The sequence below is a fragment of the Mycoplasmopsis felis genome (assembly GCF_034647055.2).
GTDB lineage: Bacteria > Bacillota_I > Bacilli_A > Mycoplasmatales > Metamycoplasmataceae > Mycoplasmopsis > Mycoplasmopsis felis.
Genome location: NZ_CP141047.2, coordinates 450787 through 475337, shown reverse-complemented (window position 1 = coordinate 475337; position 24551 = coordinate 450787). Strand labels below are relative to the sequence as shown.

The 24551-nt window shown below is 23.2% G+C and carries 21 protein-coding genes; 7 read left to right on the top strand and 14 right to left on the bottom strand.

Going from position 1 to position 24551, the window contains the following annotated elements; all coding sequences use genetic code 4:
* Positions 1–32: 32 nt before the first annotated feature.
* From RRG59_RS02065 to argS, 8 genes are all read right to left on the bottom strand, one after another.
* Positions 33–236, bottom strand: coding sequence for a hypothetical protein (locus RRG59_RS02065; protein WP_322901844.1), 204 nt, complete (start codon positions 234–236; stop codon positions 33–35).
* On the bottom strand, positions 218–1183 hold the full coding sequence (locus tag RRG59_RS02060; RefSeq protein WP_322902735.1) for a Sau3AI family type II restriction endonuclease: 966 nt from the start codon (positions 1181–1183) through the stop codon (positions 218–220). The genes RRG59_RS02065 and RRG59_RS02060 overlap by 19 nt, the downstream gene beginning before the upstream one ends.
* A 12-nt stretch (positions 1184–1195) precedes the next feature.
* A complete protein-coding gene (locus RRG59_RS02055) occupies positions 1196–1378 on the bottom strand; it encodes a hypothetical protein (RefSeq protein ID WP_322900747.1) in 183 nt (60 codons plus the stop codon).
* 100 nt (positions 1379–1478) lie between these two features.
* Positions 1479–1847, bottom strand: coding sequence for an IS3 family transposase (locus tag RRG59_RS02050; RefSeq protein ID WP_322901843.1), 369 nt, complete (start codon positions 1845–1847; stop codon positions 1479–1481).
* A gap of 83 nt (positions 1848–1930) precedes the next feature.
* Positions 1931–2659 (bottom strand): hypothetical protein, encoded by a 729-nt coding sequence (locus RRG59_RS02045; RefSeq protein WP_322901841.1) that lies wholly within the window; start codon positions 2657–2659, stop codon positions 1931–1933.
* Positions 2660–2780: 121 nt separating this feature from the next.
* Positions 2781–3671: a class II fructose-1,6-bisphosphate aldolase gene (fba, locus tag RRG59_RS02040; RefSeq protein WP_322901839.1), complete on the bottom strand. Its 891-nt coding sequence runs from the start codon at positions 3669–3671 to the stop codon at positions 2781–2783.
* Between the two features lie 14 nt (positions 3672–3685).
* The gene (gene rpoE / locus RRG59_RS02035) at positions 3686–3949 is read right to left on the bottom strand and encodes a DNA-directed RNA polymerase subunit delta (RefSeq protein ID WP_036431189.1); all 264 of its coding nucleotides are present in this window, start codon (positions 3947–3949) and stop codon (positions 3686–3688) included.
* Between the two features lie 84 nt (positions 3950–4033).
* A complete protein-coding gene (gene argS / locus RRG59_RS02030) occupies positions 4034–5674 on the bottom strand; it encodes an arginine--tRNA ligase (protein WP_322901838.1) in 1641 nt (546 codons plus the stop codon).
* Between the two features lie 147 nt (positions 5675–5821).
* Between argS and RRG59_RS02025 the strand changes: the two genes are divergently transcribed.
* From RRG59_RS02025 to RRG59_RS02000, 6 genes are all read left to right on the top strand, one after another.
* Entirely contained in the window at positions 5822–6667 is an 846-nt protein-coding gene (locus RRG59_RS02025; RefSeq protein ID WP_322900744.1) for a PTS sugar transporter subunit IIAB, read from the top strand.
* A 165-nt stretch (positions 6668–6832) separates the two neighbouring features.
* Complete coding sequence (locus RRG59_RS02020; protein WP_161553040.1) at positions 6833–7477, top strand: hypothetical protein; 645 nt, start codon at positions 6833–6835, stop codon at positions 7475–7477.
* A complete protein-coding gene (locus RRG59_RS02015; protein ID WP_322875833.1) occupies positions 7477–8325 on the top strand; it encodes an MAGa7180 family putative nuclease in 849 nt (282 codons plus the stop codon). Before RRG59_RS02020 ends, RRG59_RS02015 begins: the two co-directional genes overlap by 1 nt.
* Positions 8318–8806, top strand: coding sequence for a dihydrofolate reductase (locus RRG59_RS02010; protein WP_322901837.1), 489 nt, complete (start codon positions 8318–8320; stop codon positions 8804–8806). The genes RRG59_RS02015 and RRG59_RS02010 overlap by 8 nt, the downstream gene beginning before the upstream one ends.
* Positions 8807–8911: 105 nt before the next feature.
* Positions 8912–10087: a YitT family protein gene (locus RRG59_RS02005; protein WP_322901835.1), complete on the top strand. Its 1176-nt coding sequence runs from the start codon at positions 8912–8914 to the stop codon at positions 10085–10087.
* A gap of 129 nt (positions 10088–10216) precedes the next feature.
* Positions 10217–11428 carry an IS256 family transposase gene (locus tag RRG59_RS02000; RefSeq protein WP_322901548.1) on the top strand — a complete coding sequence of 404 codons (1212 nt, stop codon included), beginning with the start codon at positions 10217–10219 and terminating at the stop codon, positions 11426–11428.
* Positions 11429–11652: 224 nt separating this feature from the next.
* Here RRG59_RS02000 and RRG59_RS01995 read toward each other — a convergent pair whose 3' ends face one another.
* Positions 11653–12021, bottom strand: coding sequence for a transposase (locus RRG59_RS01995; protein WP_322901834.1), 369 nt, complete (start codon positions 12019–12021; stop codon positions 11653–11655).
* A complete protein-coding gene (locus RRG59_RS01990) occupies positions 12011–13126 on the bottom strand; it encodes an IS1634 family transposase (RefSeq protein WP_419198141.1) in 1116 nt (371 codons plus the stop codon). The genes RRG59_RS01995 and RRG59_RS01990 overlap by 11 nt, the downstream gene beginning before the upstream one ends.
* 456 nt (positions 13127–13582) lie before the next feature.
* On the opposite strand from RRG59_RS01990, the gene RRG59_RS01985 reads away from it, so the two are divergent.
* Positions 13583–16783 (top strand): hypothetical protein, encoded by a 3201-nt coding sequence (locus RRG59_RS01985; protein ID WP_322902721.1) that lies wholly within the window; start codon positions 13583–13585, stop codon positions 16781–16783.
* Positions 16784–16885: 102 nt separating this feature from the next.
* On the opposite strand, the gene RRG59_RS01980 is transcribed toward RRG59_RS01985, so the two are convergent.
* Genes RRG59_RS01980 through RRG59_RS01965 form a run of 4 tightly spaced genes read right to left on the bottom strand, consistent with a single transcriptional unit; the run spans position 16886 to position 24551 of the window.
* A complete protein-coding gene (locus RRG59_RS01980; RefSeq protein WP_322902720.1) occupies positions 16886–18820 on the bottom strand; it encodes an ABC transporter ATP-binding protein in 1935 nt (644 codons plus the stop codon).
* The gene (locus RRG59_RS01975; protein ID WP_322902719.1) at positions 18810–20576 is read right to left on the bottom strand and encodes an ABC transporter ATP-binding protein; all 1767 of its coding nucleotides are present in this window, start codon (positions 20574–20576) and stop codon (positions 18810–18812) included. The genes RRG59_RS01980 and RRG59_RS01975 overlap by 11 nt, the downstream gene beginning before the upstream one ends.
* Positions 20560–20880, bottom strand: a complete 321-nt coding sequence (locus tag RRG59_RS01970; RefSeq protein WP_036430628.1) for an ArsR/SmtB family transcription factor — start codon at positions 20878–20880, stop codon at positions 20560–20562. Before RRG59_RS01970 ends, RRG59_RS01975 begins: the two co-directional genes overlap by 17 nt.
* A gap of 29 nt (positions 20881–20909) precedes the next feature.
* On the bottom strand, positions 20910–24551 hold the full coding sequence (locus tag RRG59_RS01965; RefSeq protein ID WP_322902717.1) for a DEAD/DEAH box helicase: 3642 nt from the start codon (positions 24549–24551) through the stop codon (positions 20910–20912).

Here is a 24551-nt window from a genome sequence, read left to right as displayed (position 1 = left end):
ATCCATATCTGCATCTGAGCCATTACCATATTTTATTCCATTAATCACATATGCACTGTTATTCGCATGGGTCTAATATGTAAAATTTTAGTATGCCTCTTTTTTGGCAAATCATTGTATACAACAATTTTGTTGTTTGAGTTTTTATTAACAACAAAATTAATATTATTTTTAAAACAGTTTTTATATAATTCTGATTCTTCCTTAAATTTACCTTCTAAATCTTCAATAGGCATATTTCAAAAAAACAATCATATAATTTATATTTTTTATCTTTATTTTCTTTAAATACTACAAAAAGAAATCTTGTATTTAAAAAATACTTATATTCTTTTGATTGTTCAAATTTTTCTTTTATAAAGTTATTTATTTTAAATTTTGGAAATGACATACTTTCTATAGGTTTAAAATTTTCTTTTATTCTAATTGTTTTTATATGTATATTAGCTTTAATGAATTCATCAATATTTTCTGTATTTATACCTAAGATTTTTAAAACTAGTGTTTTATTTCTTTGTTTAGATTGTTTATTAATATTAAAAATTGTATAAAGATTAGTTTCTGAGTAATTTACAAATTTATTAATTTGTTTAATTATTTGAACATCGAAATTTTTAGCATTAATACTTAATTTTTCAATGATAGATTCATTTTTTTCTAATTTATTTATATGGTTATTAAGTAAATAAGTCATATAGCTTTGTTTTAAGCAAAATGCTCTTCTCTTTGATTTTATATCAGAATTATAATACTGAACAGCTAAAGCTTTTTCTGATGTACTACCTTTTATGCAAGCACCTAAATATTTTGTATCAGATTCTGATAATGTGTGAGCTAATCCTTTTCTTATTTTACTTGAAATAAGTTTATAATCATTTTTTATAATTTCTAAATCGTTTTTGAAAACTTCATTATAAATGTTTAATAAAGATACAAAATCAATAATATAATCTATCTTTCTCTGTTCTTTGTTTCTTTTATACCAAATAAGTAAAAGTTTTTGAATTTTATCTTTTAATAAAGAATTTTCAAAATCTGAACTTATGGGTTTGTTACTAGGTATCATTGTAATTACGAGTCTCTCAGCAGCCTTGTATTGACCTTTGTTATATTCAAAAGGTGTTACTTTTAGTTCTAGTTTCACGCTTTTGAAATCAGGTGAATTCATATTATTTGGTTTAATAAAATAAAAATATTATTCAATTAAATTACCTAATGAACCTTTAAATTTAGGATTATCATAATATTTTGATTTATCAAGAAGTTCATCTTTATTCTCAAATGCCATCTTTAAAATATCTCTAAAACTTTTATTAATCAGTTTTTGGGAATAACGAAAAATATCTTCCACATTATTATCATCATAAGGTAATTTCATAGATTAAATTATATATTACAAAATCATAATAAAATAATATTAAAGTACAAAAAATATTCAGGAGACTAAACACGACACAAAAAATTAACATTTTTGTAAATTATAACATCATAGCTGTTTGCTGTGGTGTTTTTCATTCTAAATTTGATTGAATTCTTTCTTTATTATATCAATCAACATATTCCTTTATTTTAAGATTTAATTCATCAAAAGTAATTTCAGAATAATCTAAATCATTTAATAATTCAGTTTTTATGATACAAAATCAATATTCAATTTCACGATTATCTAATGAGTTCCCAATTCTAGAAAGTGAAACTTTGCCATTAGATTTTTTGACTTTATCAATATATATTTGATTTGTATATTGAAAACCATGATCAGAATGTATTATAAAATTTGAATATTTCTTTTTAGTTAAATATTCTAAATTTTGAATATCTAAATCTAAGTTGTTACTTTTTGACAACTTAAAGCCGATAATTTCTTTTGTTTTGTGAGATAAAATAGCAGATAAATATACAAAAGATTCTAGAACATCTTTTGGTGATTTTATATATGAAACATCAGTAGCAAAAATATTTCTGTTCTCTTTATCATCGTAGTCTCTCTTAACAAGATTTTCAATTTGTGTATTTGTGTCTTTAATTTCTTTCTTTTTTTCTTTTGTCTTACTTTACATTTTAAACCTAAAAAATTCATATATTTACCTAAGCTACGTGAATTTATATACTTTTTGTATTTTTTAAGTATATAAACACTAAGTTTTTCTCTACCGTATCTTTCTTTTGTTTCTTCAAATGCTCGAAGAATAATTTCACTATATTTTGGTAGTTTGTTGAGGTTTTCTTTTCTTTTGTTTTTTGAAACAGCTTGTCTACAAAGATTGAAAGGATTTGCTAATTTAAAGTAATTCAAATTTAATTCTTTGGATTCTTTTATCTGCTTAGATTTTGGTAGTTTATTTGTTATTTCATAATATCTTTTTGCGATTTCAACTAAATCATCCCTATCGAATATTTCCCAATTTGGTTCTTTATTTTTTCTTGGTCTACCTGAACCTTTTTTACGTAAATTACCGCTTTTAGTCACTAATAAATCTTCCATACCTAAATTATAATGATTAATAATTTTTTTAATTCTTCAAACATTATTCTTCTTGTTGTTATTCTGAACTTTTGGTGAAATTTTAAACAACATCTTTAAAGCTCCTTGTATTCCTGTTCTATTATATTCTTCATATATTTTGTAAAACTCTTCTGTTTTTAAATGCCTTGACATACTTCTCCTTTTTTTGTTTTTTTGAGGGGGTATACCCCCTCAAAGGTATTAAAAAAGTTAACATTGCAATGTTAACTTTTTTGTCCACCTTTAGCTTCTTGAATATTTTTTAGTTTTCTTTTTAATTATTATTTATAAGATTTATATTTGCTTTGTTATTTGAACCAAATTCATGTATCTTTTCTTTTACAACTTGACACATTGCTTCAAAACCTGGTTTATATAATTTACGTGGGTCAAAATTTTTACCTTTTAAATCTTCACCAGAAGTTATATAACTTCTTAGTGCTTTATGATTTGCTTGCTGTAATTCGGTATTAACGTTTATTTTTGTAACACCAAGACTAATTGCTTTTTTAATTTGTTCAGTAGGGATACCACTACCACCATGCAATACAATTCCTACTCCAGCTGCATTTGATATTTCTGTTAATGTTTCAAAACTTAATGTAGTTCATGATGCAGGATAAGGTCCATGGATATTTCCGATTCCTGCCGCTAATACATCTATTCCTAGAGAAGCAATTTTTCTAGCTTGTTCTGGATCTGCGAATTCACCATCACCAACTATACCATCTTCTTCTCCACCTATTGTTCCTACTTCTGCTTCAAAAGACATATTTTTTGATTTAGCTAACTCTAATAATTCTTTTGTTTTTGAATAATTGTCTTGGAATTCTAAATGAGAACCATCAAACATTAAAGATGTATATCCTTCTGTTGAAATAGCTTTCTTAACACCTTCATAAGAACCATGATCTAAATGAAGAGCAACAGGAACTGTAATATTTAAATCTTTAATCAATCCCATTACCATACCACTTACAACATTGAATCCGCCCATGTATTTAACTGCACCTTCTGAAGTTGCAACAATAACTGGTGATTTTTCTGCTTCTGCAGTTAATAAAACTGCTTTTGCTCATTCTAAATTATTTATATTAATGTGAGGAATTGCATATTTTCCTTCTTTTGCTTTTTTTAGCATTTCTTTTGCATTTACTAACGCCATTTTTACTCCTTAAATTAATTTATTAAACGTTTTTTTCAAGTTCCATCCATATTACGAGAAAATTCTTTATCTACTGTAAGTAATCTATAAAGTTCTCCCATTTTTAATTCACGAACTTTTTCATAATCTTTTCCGTTTTCGGTGTTTACAAATTTTTCAATTCAACTATCTTTTAATAAAGATTCAACTCTTTCGAAAATTTCATAAAACTCATATGATTGATTGTAATCTTCTGAAACAAAATCAATTGCTATTTCTAACATTGTTGTACTTTTCATTTTTGCCTTTCAACATTATTGTATTTAAATTTTATATTTTTATTTATGTTTAAAAAAATTCTTATAAATTTTTTGTGGAACTAATTACATTGTTTTTGGTGCTGATATACCTAATAATGATAAACCAAGGTTCATAACTAGTTTATAACTTAAAACTAAACTTGCATATGATGTTTCATATTCATGATTTTGTAATCTTGTTTCTTCATAAAAACTATTAAATTTTTTGACTAAATTAACTAAATATTGAGTTAGTAAATTTACCTTAGATGTATTTACTATACTTTTAATTAAATCTGGAAATTGATCTAATGTTAATAGAACTTTTTTAGCTTTAGATGAAAAAATTATATCTTTATTTATATTAGGTTTTTTAAGTTTATTCAATAAAGAAACTGCACGAGAATAACCATATTGAACTATATAAACAGGATTATTAATATCATTTGAATTTGCATAATCTATATCAAATATAAAATTGTTACTTATTTCTCTAGTTAACATCATAAATCTTATAGCATCGGGTTTTGACACTTCTAATAAATCACTTAAAGTAACACTGGTTCCCGATCTTTTAGACATTTTAAATTCTTCACCATTTTTCATAAGTTTAACTAATTCAATTGTTAAAATATCTAGTTTGTCTGGTTCATAACCCATAAATTTTAAAGCTATTTTCATTCTTGCTATATAACCTGAATGATCTGCTCCTCAAATATTTATTAATTTATCAGATTTTAGTAGTTTAGTTAAATGATAAGCTATATCAGGTAATAAATATGTATTGTTCCCATTACTTTTAATTAAAACACGATCCTTATCATCACCAAATTGAGTAGTATTTAAATATAATGCACCATCTTTTTTATATAAATTATCTGATAATTTATCTAAAACTGGTTTAATCAAATTATTATCAAGAATACTTTTTTCACTTGTAAATGTATCGAATTTGACATTAATACATTCTAAGTCATATTTTATTTTATCTAATAAAATATCTACTGCTATTTTTTTTAATTTGTTATATTTTGTTTCATTTATCTCTAAGAAATAATCACCATATTTTTCTTTAACTATTTTTGCTACATAAATAATATCATTACCTTTATAACAGTCAGTTGGCATTTCTTGGAAAATATTAAATAATTCTTTATATCTTACTAATAATGAATTAACTAAAATTTCAATTTGATGCCCTGCATCATTTACATAATATTCTGATTCAACGTTGTGTCCAGCATGTTTATATATGTTTACTAATGTACTTCCATATACTGCTCCTCTAACGTGTCCTACATGTAAATAACCTGTTGGATTTGCAGATACGTATTCAACATTTATTTTTTGTTTTTGAATTATATTTTTTCCGTAATTATCCCTTTCCTTTACTATGTTATTTATAATATCAATAAATGCTATATCACTTAAAACAATATTTAAAAAACCTGGTTGAGCAATGTCTATTTTACTAATTCATTTGCTTTTTAATAATTCATTTTGAATTACTTTTGCTATTTCCATTGGACTTGTTTTTTTATATTGCTTTAACATAAATGCTATATTCGTTGAATAATCGTATGAAATATCATTATTATTTAAATTTGGTTCATTAACTAAAAAATTTAAGTTATTAAAATCTATCGCTGAATCAAAATAGTTTTCATCTTGAATTTTTTTTATTATTTCTAAAATATTTTCTTTTAACCTTTGTATAATAGTCATTTTTCTCCTATTTAATTAAAATAGTCTATATTTATAAATTATATATTATTTAATCATAAATATTTATAATTTATTATCAATAAAACACATTTATATAAATAAAATTTTGGTAAAATATCAAATATAATTGCATAATAAGGGGAAATAATGGAAATAAATAAAACAGATATGTGTGAATGTAAACCTTTTTTTGGTTGTGTATGTGGACATGAAGTACCAAAAAAAGTTATAGATATTGTTAATGCTTTTGGAGGAATACATAATATTGTTGGTTTTAGCAATAGTGTTTCAGAATTAAGATATGATTTAAAAAACTTGTCTATAGTTTCAAAAGATGACTTAATTAAACAAGGTGCAACTAATATAACTTTCTTTTATGATCAAAATCATATTCATGTAGAATTTGGTGATGTGGTAGAAGAATTAAATTTTGAAATTAAGAAATATTCACAAATTCTTAAAAAGCAAGAACAAAACACACAAACAAATACTACTAAAGAAACTAAAAATAAAACTGAATTTGAAATTGAAAAAGAATTAGAAGTTCTATCATTAACAAATGGAAAAGTTATTGGGTTAAAAGAATTAAATGATGGAATTTTTTCTGAAGGTTTAGTAGGTAATGGTTTTGCTATTAAAATGGATACAAATCAAAAATCAATTGACTTAGTTGCTCCTTTTGATGGAAAAATTACTAATGTTCCTGCTAATAAAAATCAATTTATTTTTAAATCTAATAATGGTGTTGAACTTTTAGTATTAATTGGTTTAGATAGCCATAAGCTTAATGGAATTGGTTTTATAAGTAAAGTTCAACCTAATACAGAAGTTAAATCTAATCAAGTAATTATGCAAATTGAACTCGAAAAATTTGTAAAAGAAAATATTGATACTCACTTAATTATTACTATAACTTCTGATTCCAGATTAAAAAATATCACTCAATTAGAATCAAACAGTGTATTAGAAAAAAAATTATTTAAATTAACTTAATTTAAAAATATAATGTAAATATATGAAAAATTTACATTATATTTTTTGTTAATGATATTTTCATTATATTTTTTCATAAAAATAAAATTATTAAGTTTTTTTATGTTCTTTATGTTTAATGTTCTATAATAATAAAACTTAATTTTTTAATATCAAGGAGTAAATATGAAAAAAAGAAATCACGTAATTATATTAATAAATGGTAAAAGAAGAAGTGGTAAGGGACTTTTAACAAATGCTTTATCTGAAAAACTTTCTCACAAATTCAGTGATAATGTTCACATTTTGTCTTTTGCTGAACCTATTAAAAAAATCACACAACCTATTTTAGATGAAATCAACTGAGATCAAAAAGACAAAGAGATAGTTAGACCTTTATGAATTGCTATGGGAGAAGTAGGAAGAAATATTAACAATAACATTTGATGTGCTAAAGTATTTGATAAAATCAAAGAAACTATTGACTTGTCTATAGAAAACAATAAAAATACATTATTCATTATAGATGATATGAGATTCCCTAATGAATTAGATTATTTTAAGAAAAATATAAAAGATTTAGAAACTAAATTGAATCATGAAACAGATGTTTCTAAAGTTATTTCAATCAGAATTGAAAAATTTATGGATGCTGAAAAATTTGTAAAGGGTGTTGATGATAATTCAACAGAAATAAGTTTTGATAAATTAGTGAATATTGCTTTTGACCATATTATTCCACAAAATACAATGATTAATCAAGAATGGGTTGCTGATTTTAAAGGTGTTGAAATAGCAGCAAACACCATTATTCAAAACTTTTTTAAATAATGGCTCGTAAATATTGAAATAATATTCACTATATCATTGACAAAGAAAAAAGAGTAATAAAATTACTACCTGATTTTTTTAATGAGTTAAAGACCTTTGATAAGTGGAAAGGTTATAAAAAAATTGGAGGTAGTTCTGTTGGTGATATTTTAATACAAAATAAATTTAAATCTCAATTTAATGCTTTTTGTCATATAACAAGATTAAAATTACCTGTTCTATCAAAAAAATATATTAATGCGGGAATTATTTTAGAACCTAAAATCTTTGACGTTTTAAGAAATACATTAAAAAATCAAAAAATTGAAAATTATAAAGCTGAAGATTATAATTATGATTATTTTGCTGGTGTTGATGATGTTTTAAGTGGTGTTCCTGATGGTTTTATGCCAGAACACAATATGATCTTAGAAATTAAAACTGCAGGAGAAAAAAAACAAGAATTATGGCAAAAAGATGGTGTTGATCCTTCTTATCGTAAACAAGCACAATTATATGCCATTTTAATGTCCAAAAAGTTAAATACAAGAATTGATAAATATAGTATAGTTGCACTTTTTTTAAAAGATGAAGAAGGAGATTATCTAAAACCAGAAGAAATTGATTTAACTAAAAGAAAAATAAAAACATACACATATAAAGTAAATGAAAATGAAGCAAATGAAGATATTAAACTAGTTAAAGATTGATATTACAAATTTACAAATACAGATATATCTCCTGAATTTAATTTTTTAGATGACGCAGATCAAATAGCATATTTAGAATGTCAAAATAATGAAGAATATCAACAATTAATTAATAAATGAAAAAGTATGGGAAAAGCAGATTTAGATTTCAATGATTAAACTAATAATAGCAACTGATTTATATGGTGGAATAGGTTATTTAAAAAAATTACCATGAAATATACCAAATGAACTCAAATTATTTAATAAAATCACTCAAAACGCTACATTATTAATGGGTTTAAACACTTATTTAAGTTTACCTAGTTCATTTGATTTAAAAAATAGAAAAATTATTGTTCTAAGTAAATATATTGATTTTCCAAAGCATATAAAAATAAATCAAATATTAAATACTCAAGAACAAATAAATAATCTTTTTTTTAAATATAGAGAAAATAAAAAAGATTTATTTATTTGTGGCGGGAAATCAGTTTATGAACAATTTTATAATAAAGCAAATATTATAATTATTTCTGTTATTAACAACATTTATAAAACAGATACAAAAATTTCATTTATAAATAAAAATAAATTAATAGATGAAAATATAATTTATAAAGATAAAGATTTTATTACATATCAATATGAACTAAATTAAAGATTGAAAATATTCAGAAACATTCTGGATATTTTCTTATTATCTTTTAGCCTTAAAAAGTTATATCAAATATAATATAAATCTTATTTATGTTAAAATAGTAAAATGAAAGATAATCAAATAAGATATTCACGTAAAAGAATGAATTCTTCATTATTAATTCTTGGTTTTTTTTATAAAATAAATACTCCTTGAAAAAAATTATTAACATTAACAACCATAGGAATTATTGCATCCATTTCTGGTGTTTTATTATTGCAAAATACTGGTTTATATGCTCTTGGAGCTGAAGCTATAGGGCAAAGTTTTGGTAATTTAGTTTATTATCTAAAAGATTCCAAAATATTATTTGACATAATATTTTGGATAATGTATTTTATATTTAATATTCCTTTATTTATTTTGTCTTATTTAAAAATTTCTAAAAATTTCACTTGATATAATATGTACTTTATATTCATTTACTCATTTTCAGGTTTATTATTTGCTAGTATTCCTGGAATAGAAAAAATATTTATTTTTGCTAATTTAGATGCAACTTTATTAAATGAAAATCCATTATCACAACTATACAAAGAATATAATATAAGAGTTGTATTGTGAAATAATCCAAGTGATAATTTTAAACAATTATCAATATTTATATATGCTATATCTTTTGGGTTAATTCAAGGACTTGCGACTGTAACATCATTAATTTTAGGTGCATCTACTGGTGGTTATGATATATATGGTGTTTATGCTGCTAAAATTAAATTTAAAGACATATCATCTATTTTTTTTATCTTAAATATTATTTCATTATTTATTGCTAATATAATAGGAACATACATTCCGACTTCTATTGCTATTTCTAGTATACAAAACAAGGTGGGTGGTGATATTCAAAAATATCAAGAAATATTTAATTATAACAAACCATGAGGTTTTGATTTATTTTTTAATCCTAATTTTGTTTCTGGTATATTCATGTTATTAGTAAATGCTATTTTTGTTAATTTAACTTTCCCTAAATACAAACTTGTTCAAACTCAAATTTATTGTACAAACCCATTTGAATTAATACAAGAAATTAATGAAAAAACTCATAGAATATATACTTTCTCTATTCATAAAATAACTGGTGGTTATTCTAAACAAGAACAATTTATGATTACAACTAATACTCAATATCTAGATGCAGTTGGATTATTTGAAGAAGCAAAAAGTATTAATAACAATTTATTTATCAGTATCATTGATATTAAAAAGGGTGATGGTTTTATTTTTGTAGAAGAATAATTCAAAAAATATTCAATTTAATACAACAAAAGTTAATTTTTTATAAAAATTGGGAAGTGTAGTTAATTTTGTGTAAATTCTCTTAATAGCAAATATTTAATTTAAAATATTTATATTAGGAGATTTTTTATGCAAAAGAAAAATACATTTAATCTTGATACTGAAAAATTATATAATCAGTATAAACCAAAAACTATTGAAGACGTTCAAGAAATTCTTAAGTCTCAAACTAAAGATTTAATTGAAAAAATTTTACAAGAAGAGATGAAAAATTATCTTGGTTATGATAGATATGAACATGAAAAAGCAATTAAAGATAATTACAGAAACGGTTCATATGATAAAAAAGTTAGATCACAATTTGGTGATATAAATTTAAAAATACCAAGAGATAGAAACGCTGAGTTTGAACCACAAGTAGTTCCAAAATTTCAATATGATATTTCTTTTATTGAAGGTGCAGTAATTAAACTTTATAGCAGCGGTATGTCCACAAGAGATATTTCTTCAACATTACATGAAATTTATGGTATTGATGTTGAACCATCATTTGTAAGTAGAATAACAGATAAAATAATGCCACAAATAATTGAGTGAAGAAACAGACCATTAGAAAAAGAATATGCTATGGTTTTTATAGATGGGATTAGATTTAAAGTTAAAGAAGAAAATAGATTGGTTGAAAAATCTGTTTATATAGTTATGGGTTATACACTTGAAGGACAAAAAGATGTCTTAGGTTTTTGAATAGGTGAATCTGAAAGTGCAAAATACTGAATGCAAGTACTAAATGACCTTAAATTAAGGGGTGTACAAGAAATTTTTATTATTTCAAGTGATAACTTAACAGGTATATCAAATGCTATTAAAGCAGTTTTTCCTAAAACCCAAATACAAAAATGTGTAGTTCACCAAATCAGAAACTCAGTTAAATTTGTTAATTACAAAGACTTAAAAGAGTTTACAAAAGATATGAAAAATATTTATCAGGCAAATAATATTGATGAAGCAACAAGATTTTTACAAATTTTTGAAGATAAGTGAAAAGATAAATATATGTATGCCATTAAAAGTTGAAGAGATAATTTTGAAGAATTAGTTACATTTTTTAATTTCCCAAAAGAAATAAGAAAGTTAATTTATACAACTAATATTATTGAAAACCTTAATAGAAACATAAGAAAAATTACTAAAACAAAAACTTCTTTTCCAACAGAAGAATCACTTATGAAATCAGTATATTTTGCTATAAATAATCAACTTGCAAAATGAGATAAAATTACTCCAAACTGAGGACAAATCTTAAGTCAATTATTAATAATATTTAAAGAAAACAACTAAAAATTATTTTTAAAATTAAAGTTTTTTGTCTTACTTTTTTTAAAAAAGTAAGGTATCCCTTGATTGCAATCAAGGGACGGAAGGGTTAAAAAAACAAAAACCAAACAAAATGTCAAAAAGCGGAAATGACATTCCGTCTTTTTGACATTTTGTTTGGTTTTTTCTGTTATAATAGAACCAGATTTGTGTTTTGCTATCACTTTTCTCTTACTTTAAAAAGTAAGTTAAAGAGAATTTACACAAAATATAATACAGTTCCTAAAATTTGCTTTTGTTTTTGAATTTAAGTCTAATCTTTCTCTTACTTTATTGAGTAATTTAATAAACTTTTCTTCTGTTAATTTCTCATCCAATACACCATTATCTATCATTGTTTTATTTATTTTATGTATTAGTAGTTCTAAAACAACTAAAGAAGTAAAACATATTAGTGTGTGTGAATAAATGTGATCATCCACTCTTAAGAAGATGGGTCTAATATTAAGAAAACTTTTAAGAATTCTGAAGTTATTTTCTATTTTTCATTGATTTGCATATTTTTGAATAATTTCTTTAGGTTCTAAATCAAATAGATTTGTTTCATTAATAACCATCTAATTTTGCGTCTTCTTGTACCTTTTCAGTATCTAATTCAAATTTTAGTTTTGATATTTCTTTAAAAAATTTACATTTCTTAGAACCTAACATTTTATTAGAATCCACAGTTCCATCTTTGTTTCTTTTCTTATTGAAATTATCTATTAAAATTTGCCGTTCTTCTTTGTCTTTTTTTGCCCTTTTATTACTGTGAGTAATAAATTTAAGTCTTAAATGATTTAAATCCCCTCTTTTCTTTTTATAAGTAGATACAAAAGAAAATGATTTATATTTATATTCATTGTCTATTTGAATATAATCTTTTTCATCTGTGATATAGTCTTTGAATTTATTACCACCTGTTTTTGCACGATAAGAAATAATAAACTTATATCCTTTCTTTTCAAGAAATCTAATGTTAGCAGCAGTACTCATGCCTCTATCTGCTACAACCATTATATTTCTTGTTCCATATTTTCTTTCTATTTCTATAAAAAACGGAATTAATGTTTTAGAATCAATTGTATTTCCTTTAAATAACTTAAAATGATAAGGGATTCCATACTTATCACAAGCAAGAGCAATAACTATTTGGTCTTCCTTAAATTTTCCATCTTTTGAATAACCAGGATGTTTTATTCCATTTCTTGTGAATGTTTCAAAATAAATAGTAGATGTATCATAATAAATTTCGTTTGTTTTTTCTTTTAATTCTTTTTCTACCATTAGTCTAAGGTGTTCTAACAATTTGTCACTGTTTTTATAAACAACATCCAGTGTTCTATAAAAAGCATTTTTAGAAGATTTAATATCATTCAAATATTCATCTTTTTCATTAAAAGAATTAAAAATACTAGACGGATCAATTATTCGTTTGGAAACTAAGAAACTAAAAATTTCATAAGAATTTAATTGTTTTGTATTATTGAAGAGATTTTTAAATTTATGTTTGTTTAAAAATTTATAAATTAAATCTACTCCAAATATTCTACTTGTTTTAAGAATGTTTTCAGTTTCTAAACTTTGTAGTAATGCTCATTTTACAACTTCCATATCATCATTTCTTGTAAATGATTTTAGTTTATCTTTAAGTATTTCGACAGCATTTGGATTTTTATCTAAAAGTTTTTGTAGATTTCCTAAACTAAATAATCTTGTGGGATTCGTTCCATAACCATTACCATATCCAACATATTTGTAAACAACACCTTTCTAGTTCCTCATACATTAAACAAAACTAAATTATTACTCTTTTCCTTCATATTAATATTATGACATAATTGTAAATAAATGTAAATATAAAATTAAAAAAATTTTTAAAATACACTATATATTTATATGTAAATATATAGTGAGAGTTAAAATTTAGAGTATTTTGTTTGTTTTTTTATACACAAGTGGGAAACACGGGGGTGATGGTTTTATTTTTGTAGAAGAATAATTCAAAAAATATTCAATTTAATACAACAAAAGTTAATTTTTTATAAAATTGCTTTTGTTTTTTTTTTTTTTTTGATTAGATATAGATGTAATTTTATTATAAATAAAATTATAAAAATAAAATTAGAGGTTTTATATATGAGTAAAAAAACTAAATTAATAATCGGAGCTGTTCTAGGTGGTGCTATCTTAGCCGGTGGTATTACTGCTGGAATAGTTCTAAGTTCTAAAAAGGATTCTAATGAATCTCAAAATAAAAAGAAACTAAATACTAATATAGAAAATTCAAAATCATTTAAAGAATCATTATCAGACCCAAAATATAGTGAAATTAATAATGATTATGATGCATTAGTATCAACATATTCAAAATACTTAACTCAAAGTTTAACTGATCAAGAATACAAAAATCATTTAGACAAGTTTAATCAAGAGTTAAATAAGTTAAAAGCACGTAAACAAGCAATTGATAATGCTCCTACAACTAATAAACAAAAATTAGTTGATAAATTAGCAAAAAAAGTAACTGAATCTAAAGAATACTTAACAGAATTAGAAAATTCAGAATACAAATCAATTAAGGATGCTTTATCTAGTGTAATTTCTGAAGTTGAACCATTAGTTACTAACAATGATAATGTAGAAATTACTGAATTAAATTCAAAATTAAATAAATTAAATGATGCTTTAACTAAAGCAAAACAAAACAAACAAAGTTTTGATCAAGAAAAAACAGCAAAAGCAACAAAAACTGAAGAATTAAAAACAAAGCTTAGTGAAGTTAATGAATTTCTTAACACACTTACAAACGATAAATATAATGCAATTAAAACAGAATTAACAACAGCAAAAACAAATGCAGAAACATTTCAAACTAATATTGCATCTAAAACATCATCTGAAATTAACGCAGAAATTATTAAACTAAATAATGTGTTAACTAAAGCTAAAAGTGATAAAGATACAAAAGACGCAGAAGGTATAACTTTTAGTGCTGCTAATGCTTCAGTTGCAGAGCCTAGTTCAACTGATGAGCAAAGTGAACCTAAATATAAATTAGTTTCATTTGAATTAACAGGTAGCGAAGCATTAGATGAATTAGATTCAATTACTAAAGTAGTTGTAGACAACAATGCATTAAGTATTGAATCTAAAACATTTAAAAATAAAGCAGAAAAGAAAGTTATTACTGTATCATTTAAAGTTTTTGAAAATAAAACATACAGTATTTCAGGGATTCAATACAAAACAAGTAATGAATTAAAATCATTTACACCATTAACAATTCAAGTGTCAGGATTCCAAGAAGATCCGGAAGTTCCAGAAAATGTTACTGTTGAAAATAATTTAAATACTATTGAAATACCTTTAAACAATGTTCATGAAGGTTTATCACCTGTAATGAGTGATGATAAAGTTGTTGAATTAAGTTCAAATACATATTATTTATATTTAATTAAAGGTGAAAAAGTTGACAAATACTTACCTAAGAAAATCAAAAAAGACGGGAAGTTATATAACATACCTACTAATATAAATCAAACTTCATTAGCAGTTACAGATGTACAAAGTCAAAAATTCTATGAAAAAGATTTATCAGTTGTCTATACTTTAAGTGAAACTCAAGAAACAAATGAACCACAAAACAGTGATACAAATTCATTAACTGTTATGTTTAAAGTTGGTTTTGTAGATTATAATGTTGAAGCTAAAACTCACATATATAATAATAAATTAAATATTGATGAAGCAAATTCAAATGATGCACTAAAAAGACATAATGAAACTAACCATCAAATTTCTACATTAATAAATAATGATACAAATTCAAATAATGGTAGATGACATAATTGAAACGACTTTAATACAGATCAAAGTAATTATAAAAATTATTTTACTTTTGTTAGAAAAAATATGGAAGAAACATTCTTGATTAATTCAGTAGATTTATATCTAAAAGCAGCAAATATGGAAAAATTTGTTCTTCCTAAAGATATAAAAATACTTGTTTCTGATGATGGACAAACATACACAGAAGTTCAACATCAAGATAAAATATTACATAGTGATTTCGGAACAGAAAACAATGAAAATGTATTAACTAGTGGTTTTACTTATGAAAATTCTAGTGTAGCAAATCTAGTCAAAATAACTTTTGAACCAACATTTGCTAAATACATTAGATTACAATGAACACCTAGAGAACTAAATGATTCTACACAAGAAAACAAAAAACATTATGCATGACAAATAAGTGAAATTAAATTCTATGATATAAATAATAAAAATTTAGATTCACTAAAATCCACATATATAGATAAAACAAAAGAAAAAGAAAGTATATTAACAAATATTTCTTCATTTATAGAAAAATTTAAAAATATTAGTGATGTAGATACAAAAAGATATAGTTTAATCATACAAAAAGCTGATGATATATTAAGAAGTTTTACTTCGAAGAAAGAATCTATTAAGAAATTAGACGGAGAAAAATTTAAAGAAAAAACAAAATCTTATTTAGACAAAATCAAGGAACTTAATGTATTATTAATGTCAGCAAACTCTCAAAATACAACAAAAGACAAAGGTATTGAAGTAGCACTAAAATCTGCTAGAGAAACATTAAGTAAAATTTATACTTTCTTAAATAATACACCTAAAGTAATTTCATTACAAGAAAAAATAACTAAGTCTACTCAATTATTTAATTCACTAGATGAATTAATTAATTCAGATAATAAAACAAAAACATCAATATTTAATAAAGTTTTAGAAGTAAATACTCAATTTAAAGAAATTGAAGATTCTGTAAATATGATTAAAAATTCAGAAACACTATTAAGTATTAATAATGATTCAATAAAAGTTAAAGCAAAAGAAAATATGAATAACGCTTATGAGGTGTCAATGGATTTAACTATTCATACTTTAAAAGAACAGGAAAATCAATCTTTAAAACTAAAACTTAACCAAGATGATGAAAATATAACTATAACAGATATTCAGTATAATGATTGATCTGTAAATGCAAGACCATCAAACAGTGATAGTCAACCTTCAAATACTGGAACTCAAGAAAATCCAACAAGTTCAGATTCATCAATGCAAAATACTCCAACTGCTACTAGTGTTGAGACTAATAGTGAATCTACACTACCTGTAACAAAAAAAATTACATTCACTATAACTAACACAAGTAGTACTAAAAAAACTATTAATCTTAAAGAAATTTTATTAGGAGAAACAAAAATCATTGAGTTAACTGATGTTCCTAGTTTTGAAATAAATGGTCAAACTACAACCACAGATATGTCTGAACCAAGTGTTCAAGGAAGTTAAAAGTATTAAATTTCTAAAATTAAAAATAAAAAAATATTCGGTTTACGAATATTTTTTTCTAACAAATTTATTATTAAAATTTCAAAATATTTGCTTTGTTTTCTAATTAAATTGTGTTATTTTAATTGAGTTATTTCATAATTCATAATAAAATCCTTTTAATGCTAATAAATCATTATGGTTTCCTGTTTCAATTATTCTTCCATTTGAAATCACAAGAATTATGTCAGCATTTTTAATGGTGCTTAATCTATGAGCAATAAGGATTGTTGTTTTATTTTGTACCATATAATCCATTGATTTTTGTATTTCAAATTCAGTAATTGTATCAACATTAGATGTAGCTTCATCTAAAATTAAAATCGGCGAGTTTTTATATGTTGCTCTAGCTATAGTTAATAATTGTTTTTGTCCTTGTGATAAATGATTTCCTTTATCTGATAAAAATGTTTCTTCTTTTTTCTCTAATTTATTTATGTGATTTTTTAAATTAGATAATTCTATTGCGTTTTTGTATAAATTATCATTTACTAATTCAGTTGATCCATAAATAATATTATTTTTAACTGTATCACTAAACAGGGATGCATCTTGAAGGATAATCGCTATTATTTGTCTCAAACTATTTTTATTTAATGTTCTTATTTCTATATCATCTATATATATAGAACCTTCATTTATTTCATAAAATCCTACTAATAGATTAATAATAGTTGTTTTTCCTGAACCAGTAGGCCCTACTAATGCTAACTTCTGACCTTGTTTTAATTTAAAATTAATATTACTAAGAGTTTGCTTATCTTTATATGAAAATGAAACATTTTTAAATTCTATATTCCCTTCAACTTTTTTATATGAAATTATTTTTCCTGTAAAATCAACAAATTTATATGCTCAATATCAATCCTCTTCATTAATTGATTGTATTTCAGTAATTTTACCTTCTATTTCTTTTATTTTAACACACTCTATTGAACCATTGTTTACTTCTTTTTCATTTTGTAATATGTCAAAAACTCTTTTACCTCCAGCTAAAGCAATAATAATTGAATTAGCTACTTCTAATATAGAAGAAACTGGGCCAGAAAAACTTTTTGCAAATTGTGTAAATGCTATTAATGTACCTATTGTTAAACCTATTCCTGCATAATTACCTTGGATAATTAAAATAGCACCAAAAACAGTAACTGTTAAATAACCTATTTCACCCATTCATATTGAAAAAGGAAAAAGTAAATCTGCCAGACCTCTTGCTTTAAGTTCATTTTTATATAACTCATTACTTAATTTTTGATATTTATTAATCATATTCTTTTCTTGGGTAAATATCTTAATAGTTTTAATGGAAGAAATTGCTTCTTCAGTAAAACCAGATAAAATACCATTATTTTTTTGTCTTAAAACAAATGCTTTTTTTGATTGTTGACCTATAAAATAAGAAAAAAGTAAGATTACAACCATCATTATAATCATTATTAGTGATAATAATCAATTTAAAATAAACATAACTACCACTGACACAGATAATGTAATAATAGTATCCATAATTCTAGGTAATGAATTAGATATGAAATCACGAAGTGTTTCAATATCAGAAGTAAAACGAGACATTAAATCACCTTTTTTATTATTATCAAAAAAAGCAATTGGTAAACTTTGGATATGTATATACAAATTAGTTCTTAGTTTAGTTAGAGTTTTAATAGTTACTTTTATCAATATTCTTTTTCAGAAAAAACCAGCTAATACAGTGATAAAAAATCACAATGCTGACAAAGTTACTACTAAATAAAAATTTTCATAATCAAAAGGTTTATTTTTATAATCAGATAAAAAGTTATCAACTATTATCTTTCCTATAAAAACTTGATTATATAACATTCCACCCGTGCTTATAATAATCAAAAAAACCGAGAATAATAATTTATACTTGTAATCTTTTCATAATAAATTAATTATTTTTGAAAATGTTGAAAATCTATCTTTATTAGAAATTTTAGATGTTTTTAAACTATAAATATCTCTTCTATACCTCATTTAAACTCCCTAGTGAGTTTTGAATTTCATACATTTCTCTATAATATTTATTTTTTAGCATTAATTCACTATGTGTTCCTATGTCTGAAATTTTTCCTTCGTCAATAACTAAAATTTGATCACAGTTTAGCACTGAGCTTATTTTTTGAGCAACTATTATTTTAGTAACTTCCTTAATATTATTTAAATTTAATTTTATTTCTTGTTCTGTTTTAGCATCTATTGCACTAGTTGCATCATCTAAAATTAAAATTTTAGCTTTTTTCAATAGTGCTCTAGCTATATAAAATCTCTGTTTTTGCCCACCTGATAAATTATTTCCTGATTGAGTAATAACATAATCTAATTTTTCAGGTTGATTATTAACAAATTCTCAGATACTTGCTTGTTTTAAGACATTTATTATTTCCTCATCACTTGCATTAGGATTTCCAATTAACATATTTTCTCTGATAGAACCTTTAAATAAACCTGAATTTTGAAAAACACCCGAGATTTGACTTCTTAAAGAAGTTAATGAATATTCTTTAACATTAATATTATCAATTAATACTTCACCATTTGACACTTCATAAAATCTTGTGATTAAGTTCAATAATGACGTTTTTCCTGAAGAGGTTTTACCTACTATACCTAAAGAACTACCTTTAGGTATAGTTAAATCAATATATTTCAATGTTTCTTCTTGAGCATTTTCATATTTTAAAGAAACATTTTTGAATTCTATATCACCATCAAGTGATTTAATAATAGGATTTTGAATTTCTTGTATTGAACTTTGATAATTAATTATTTGTTTATATCTCTTCATGCTTGGAATAGATCTAAATAACTCGCTTGTTATATTTAGAATAGCCATAAAAGAACCAGTTATCATCCAAATGTAAGTAGAAAAAGAAACAATTGTTCCTGGTGTAATTTTATTTTCTAATACTTGATTAACACCAATTAAAACTAAAGTAATTAAGGACATAAAAATTGTATTCATAGTTACTATGTGATATCAAGTGAAAATCTTTTCACCTTTTATTGAAATTTCTCCCATTTCATTATTAATGGAATCATGTTTTTTTTGTTCTTTTAATTCTGTAACATATGATTTAATTACTTTAATTGAATGTAAATTTTCTTGTAATTTATTATTATATTCATCACTTTTTTTAAATGTTCTATAGAAAATTGGCATCCCATATTTTCACATTATTATAAAAAAGATAAATAAAATAGGTAAAGAAACACTAAAAATGATTGATAATTCAATAGATTGATTTAAAGCAAATATTAAAGCAGAAAGAAACATAACAGGCATTTTTATTAGGGGTACACTAAAAATCCTAAAAACTTTTGCTATATTATCTACATCTGTATTTAAATAATTCACAATAACTCCTGTTGGATATTTATCAATATCTTGGAATGAGAAGTTTTGAACTTTAGTAAACAATGCATATCTTAAGTTTTTTGCATATCTATATCTAGCAATAACATTTAAATAAGAGCCTGTTATTGTTGAAATACCTATTAGAAGACCAAATGATATTAAAATTAAGATATTTTTTTGAACTTCAATTTCAATCATTGATTTATTACTTGATAAATCTTCTGAATTTAACAAATCAATGATTTTTTGGATAAATGTGGGCATGTATGTTCTTAAGAAAATATCAAATATACTTAATAAAAGTGTTATTATAAATAAAATTCTACAGCCATAAGAAAGTTTAAATAAAGAAGTTTTTTTATTTAATATGTCCATCTTTTAAACACTCACAATCTATATTTTGTTTATGATATTGATATATTATTGTTAATAAATTAAAATATTTTTCTTTAAATTCCTCATTTAAAAAATAATAATTGTATAAACCTTTTTTATTAACATCTACAATGTTTAAAGTTCTTAAATCATTTAAATGTTTAGAAACGTTTGATTGTTTTTCTTTTAATAAGTGAACTAACATTTGAACATCACATTCAGTTTCATGACAAGTAAACAAATGTAAAATTATTGATCGTTTCACATTTTTTGAAAGAACTGACAACACTTGAGATATATCCATATCTACTCCTTTAATAAATTATAAAATTATTACTTTTTATCTTCTTCTCAATCTTCTTCAAATTCATTCCCTGTTATCATTCAATTTGAAGTATCGTCATAAATTTCATTTTCATTTATTTTTGTAGAATTTTTAACATCTATATTTAATGAAGATCAATAATTTTCTTCGTTTTTATTATCTACTAATTGATGATTTGGTTGTTCTTTAAAATTTTGAACTAAATCACTTTTATTTGTGTTTGTTTGATTTATTTCAATAAAATCAATTTCTTGTGTTTGAGATAATAAAATTGAATTAATTTCTCCACTAACTAAATCATCAATATTTGAATATTCAATTTCTTTTATTTTTGTTTCTTTATTATCAATTACTTGTTCTTCTGGGATTATTATTTCGATATTAACATCATCTAATAGATAGTTACTTTTGTCATTTTCTTTAATAAAAGTTTTATCTACATACTCATTATTATTTTCAGATTCTTTATATTGGAAGTTGTCTTCTAATAAATACTGATTTTTTGATGTATTTTCTTGAATTTCTATTAATTCTTCTTCTGATAATTCAAATCAATTATTAATCTGATTTTGAAATTCAACTCAAGAAATTGGATTTATGATATATGTATCATATTTTTTTGCACACAAATAACGATATTTGTCTCTTATTGTAACATATTCTTCAATAGGTGTACTTCCATATTCAAAAGTATCAAAAATAATACATTTATAAGGGGTTTTATTTTTTAATATCACTAAATCGATATTTAATGAACCTATATTATAATTTTCTTTGATTTGAAAAATGTTTGGATTATTAATTTCTTTTTCAAATTCTTCTATTACTAAAGATTTAAATCAAATATGTTTCTTTGCTTTTTTGAGTTCTTTAATATTTTGATTATTTACATTTTTTAATAATAATTCTGTTTTTTCAGTTTCACCTAATTCTAAAAACTCTAATCATGATTTGAAGATTTTTAAATCTTCTGTTGAATTGTCTGATATAGTTAATTCATTTGATTTAATTGTTTTTACAACTATCATTTTTTCTTTAGCTCTAGAAATTGCTACATTTAATGAATTTTTACCACCATATCTAGATACATATGCACTAGAGAATTTTGTATATTTATCATATGCTACAGTAATTACTACTAAATCAGCTTCATCACCTTGTATGTTTTCTAAATTTCTAAGTAATAATTGTTTACTTTCAATTGCTTTCTGTAAATTTAAATGATTTTTATAGATTTCTTCTAAAATATATTCTTTTTGCTTTGCATTTAAAGACAATAGAATTATTTTATTATACTTATCTAGGTTTTGACTAACTATTTCAATTGCTTTGTCTTTCTCAATTATGTTTTTATTATCTAGTCATTGCCCTTGAACTTCTATAACTTCAATTGGTTTTTTTTCGTTATTATTACATAAGTTGACTACATCTAATTGTGAATTATAAAAATATTTTGAACTAAAAGTCATTAATGAAGCACTATTAGACCTGTAATTTTTATCTAATAATATTTCATAAACACCTAACGATGATACATAATCTAATAATGAATCAACAGTACCAAAAATAGTTTCATCGCTACTTCTACTAGAAAATCAATTAGTTGGTTTCATTTGTTCATTATCACCTGACAAAACTTTAATTTTAGATAAGTATAAAATAGGTAAGCCATATTCTATAAATATTTGACTGGCTTCATCTAATATCCCATAATCAAATTCATTTTTATTTCATACTGATAAATCCGAATCAGGTGTTGCTACTAAAATTGGAAAGATATTTTTGATCATTTCCGAATATTTTTTAATAAATTTTGTTGGAGGTAAATTTTCAACCCTTACACTTTGAGCAAATTCCTTGTATAACCTCATTTGTTCTATCGAAAAATTATTTACTTTATTTACTATTCTTTCGCAAACTAATTTTTCTATTATTTCTGGTTTTACTAGAAATTGATTGTAATCTATTTTTTGATAAGAGTTAATTGAATCATTAACCTTAATAAATGGATTATTTTTAGATGTGTTTTTTATATTAACATCTTGAAATAACTTAACAACTTTAGCTAATGAACCTGAAAAACCATCAAAATGATTCTTTAAATTTTTAGAAATCTTTCTTATTTTTCAATACTTAGGAAAAAAAGGTTTAAACCTTATATTATTTATATTAAGCAAATCATATGTTAAAGTATCATAATCTATTTTACTAGTTGTAAATTTTAAATCTTTCGGAATGCTACTTAATAAAATAGCATTTTCATAATAATTTGGTTCTATTTTATATTTTGATAAATAATAATAAGACTTAAATACTTTATCAGTGTCTTCTAAATCTAAAAAGTTATTGATATTATTTAAATAATTAATTTCAAATTTATTAATAAATGGTGATTTTTCAATAGTAGTTTTACTATTAAAATGTTCTAGCATTTTTAAGTATTCTTTAATAGGTTTATAAAAATTTTTCTTTTTTTCTTTTGTATTTAAATTAAACAAACAAAAAGCACTTAATTTACCTAGTCGTTCTTGAATAACTTCTAATGCTGCTTTTTTTTGTGAAGCAACTATAGCTGTTTTTCCGTAAATTAAAATATTACTCAGTAAATTAACTATTGTTTGAGATTTACCTGTACCTGGTGGACCTTGAATAATTGTATTTTGACATAAAGCAGAAATAACTGCTTTATCTTGAGATAAATTAGATTTAGTTAAGTTAAATAATGAGAATTCTGGATTATATAAATATTTATCTATTGCATTTTTATATTTAGTTTTATTAAACTCGACTTGAATAATGTCATCTAATTCATTGTTTTCAATTATTTCTTTCATTCTAGCACGAGCATAACCGCCTGCAGGATTATAAATTCCTAATACTACTCCAGGATGAAAAATAATATTTAAGTTATTTATTTCTTCGTTATTTAAATTAATAAAGTTACTATAAATGTTATTTGGTAGCGTATATAAGTTTTTCCAGTCCCTTTGAAGCATTTTAACAACATCATTTATAATTTGATTATTAAGGAGATTTTCAAAGTTTAAATAAAAACCATTGTTATTTAAAAAAAAGATTAGTTTTTCATTTATTTTCATCTCTGAATCACAAGTTAAATATGGAAGACCATTTTTAAATGTTATGTATGCTTCTTTAAAAAACAATGGTGCATATACAACTTTTTCTTCGACACGTACTGATAAAAATAAAAAACCAATATGTAATGGTCATATATTTCTTAAATCTATAATGTCATTGATAGTAACATTTAATAATTTTCAAACATTAATTGTTTTTTGTTGGATAAGTTCAAGTTTATTAAGTAATTTAAATTGTTCATCTGTAAAATCATTGTTAGTATCAATATCATTTTGTTTTAAAATTTTTTCTTTGAGGATTTTGTCATTTAAATATATTAAATCTTCTATTGTTTTTGTTTTTCTTAATTCATTAATAAAATCAGTTAAGTTTCCGTTTAATAAACTCACTTCAAACTTTTCATTATAAATTACTTCATAGAATTCATCTTGTCTTAAAATGGAAAACAGGTCAAAATGATTTTTATTATTTGTGTGTGTGAATATATCTGGTTCACCACTTTTAATGTTTAACAGATTATCTAAAATGATTTTATATTTTTGTAAATCCAT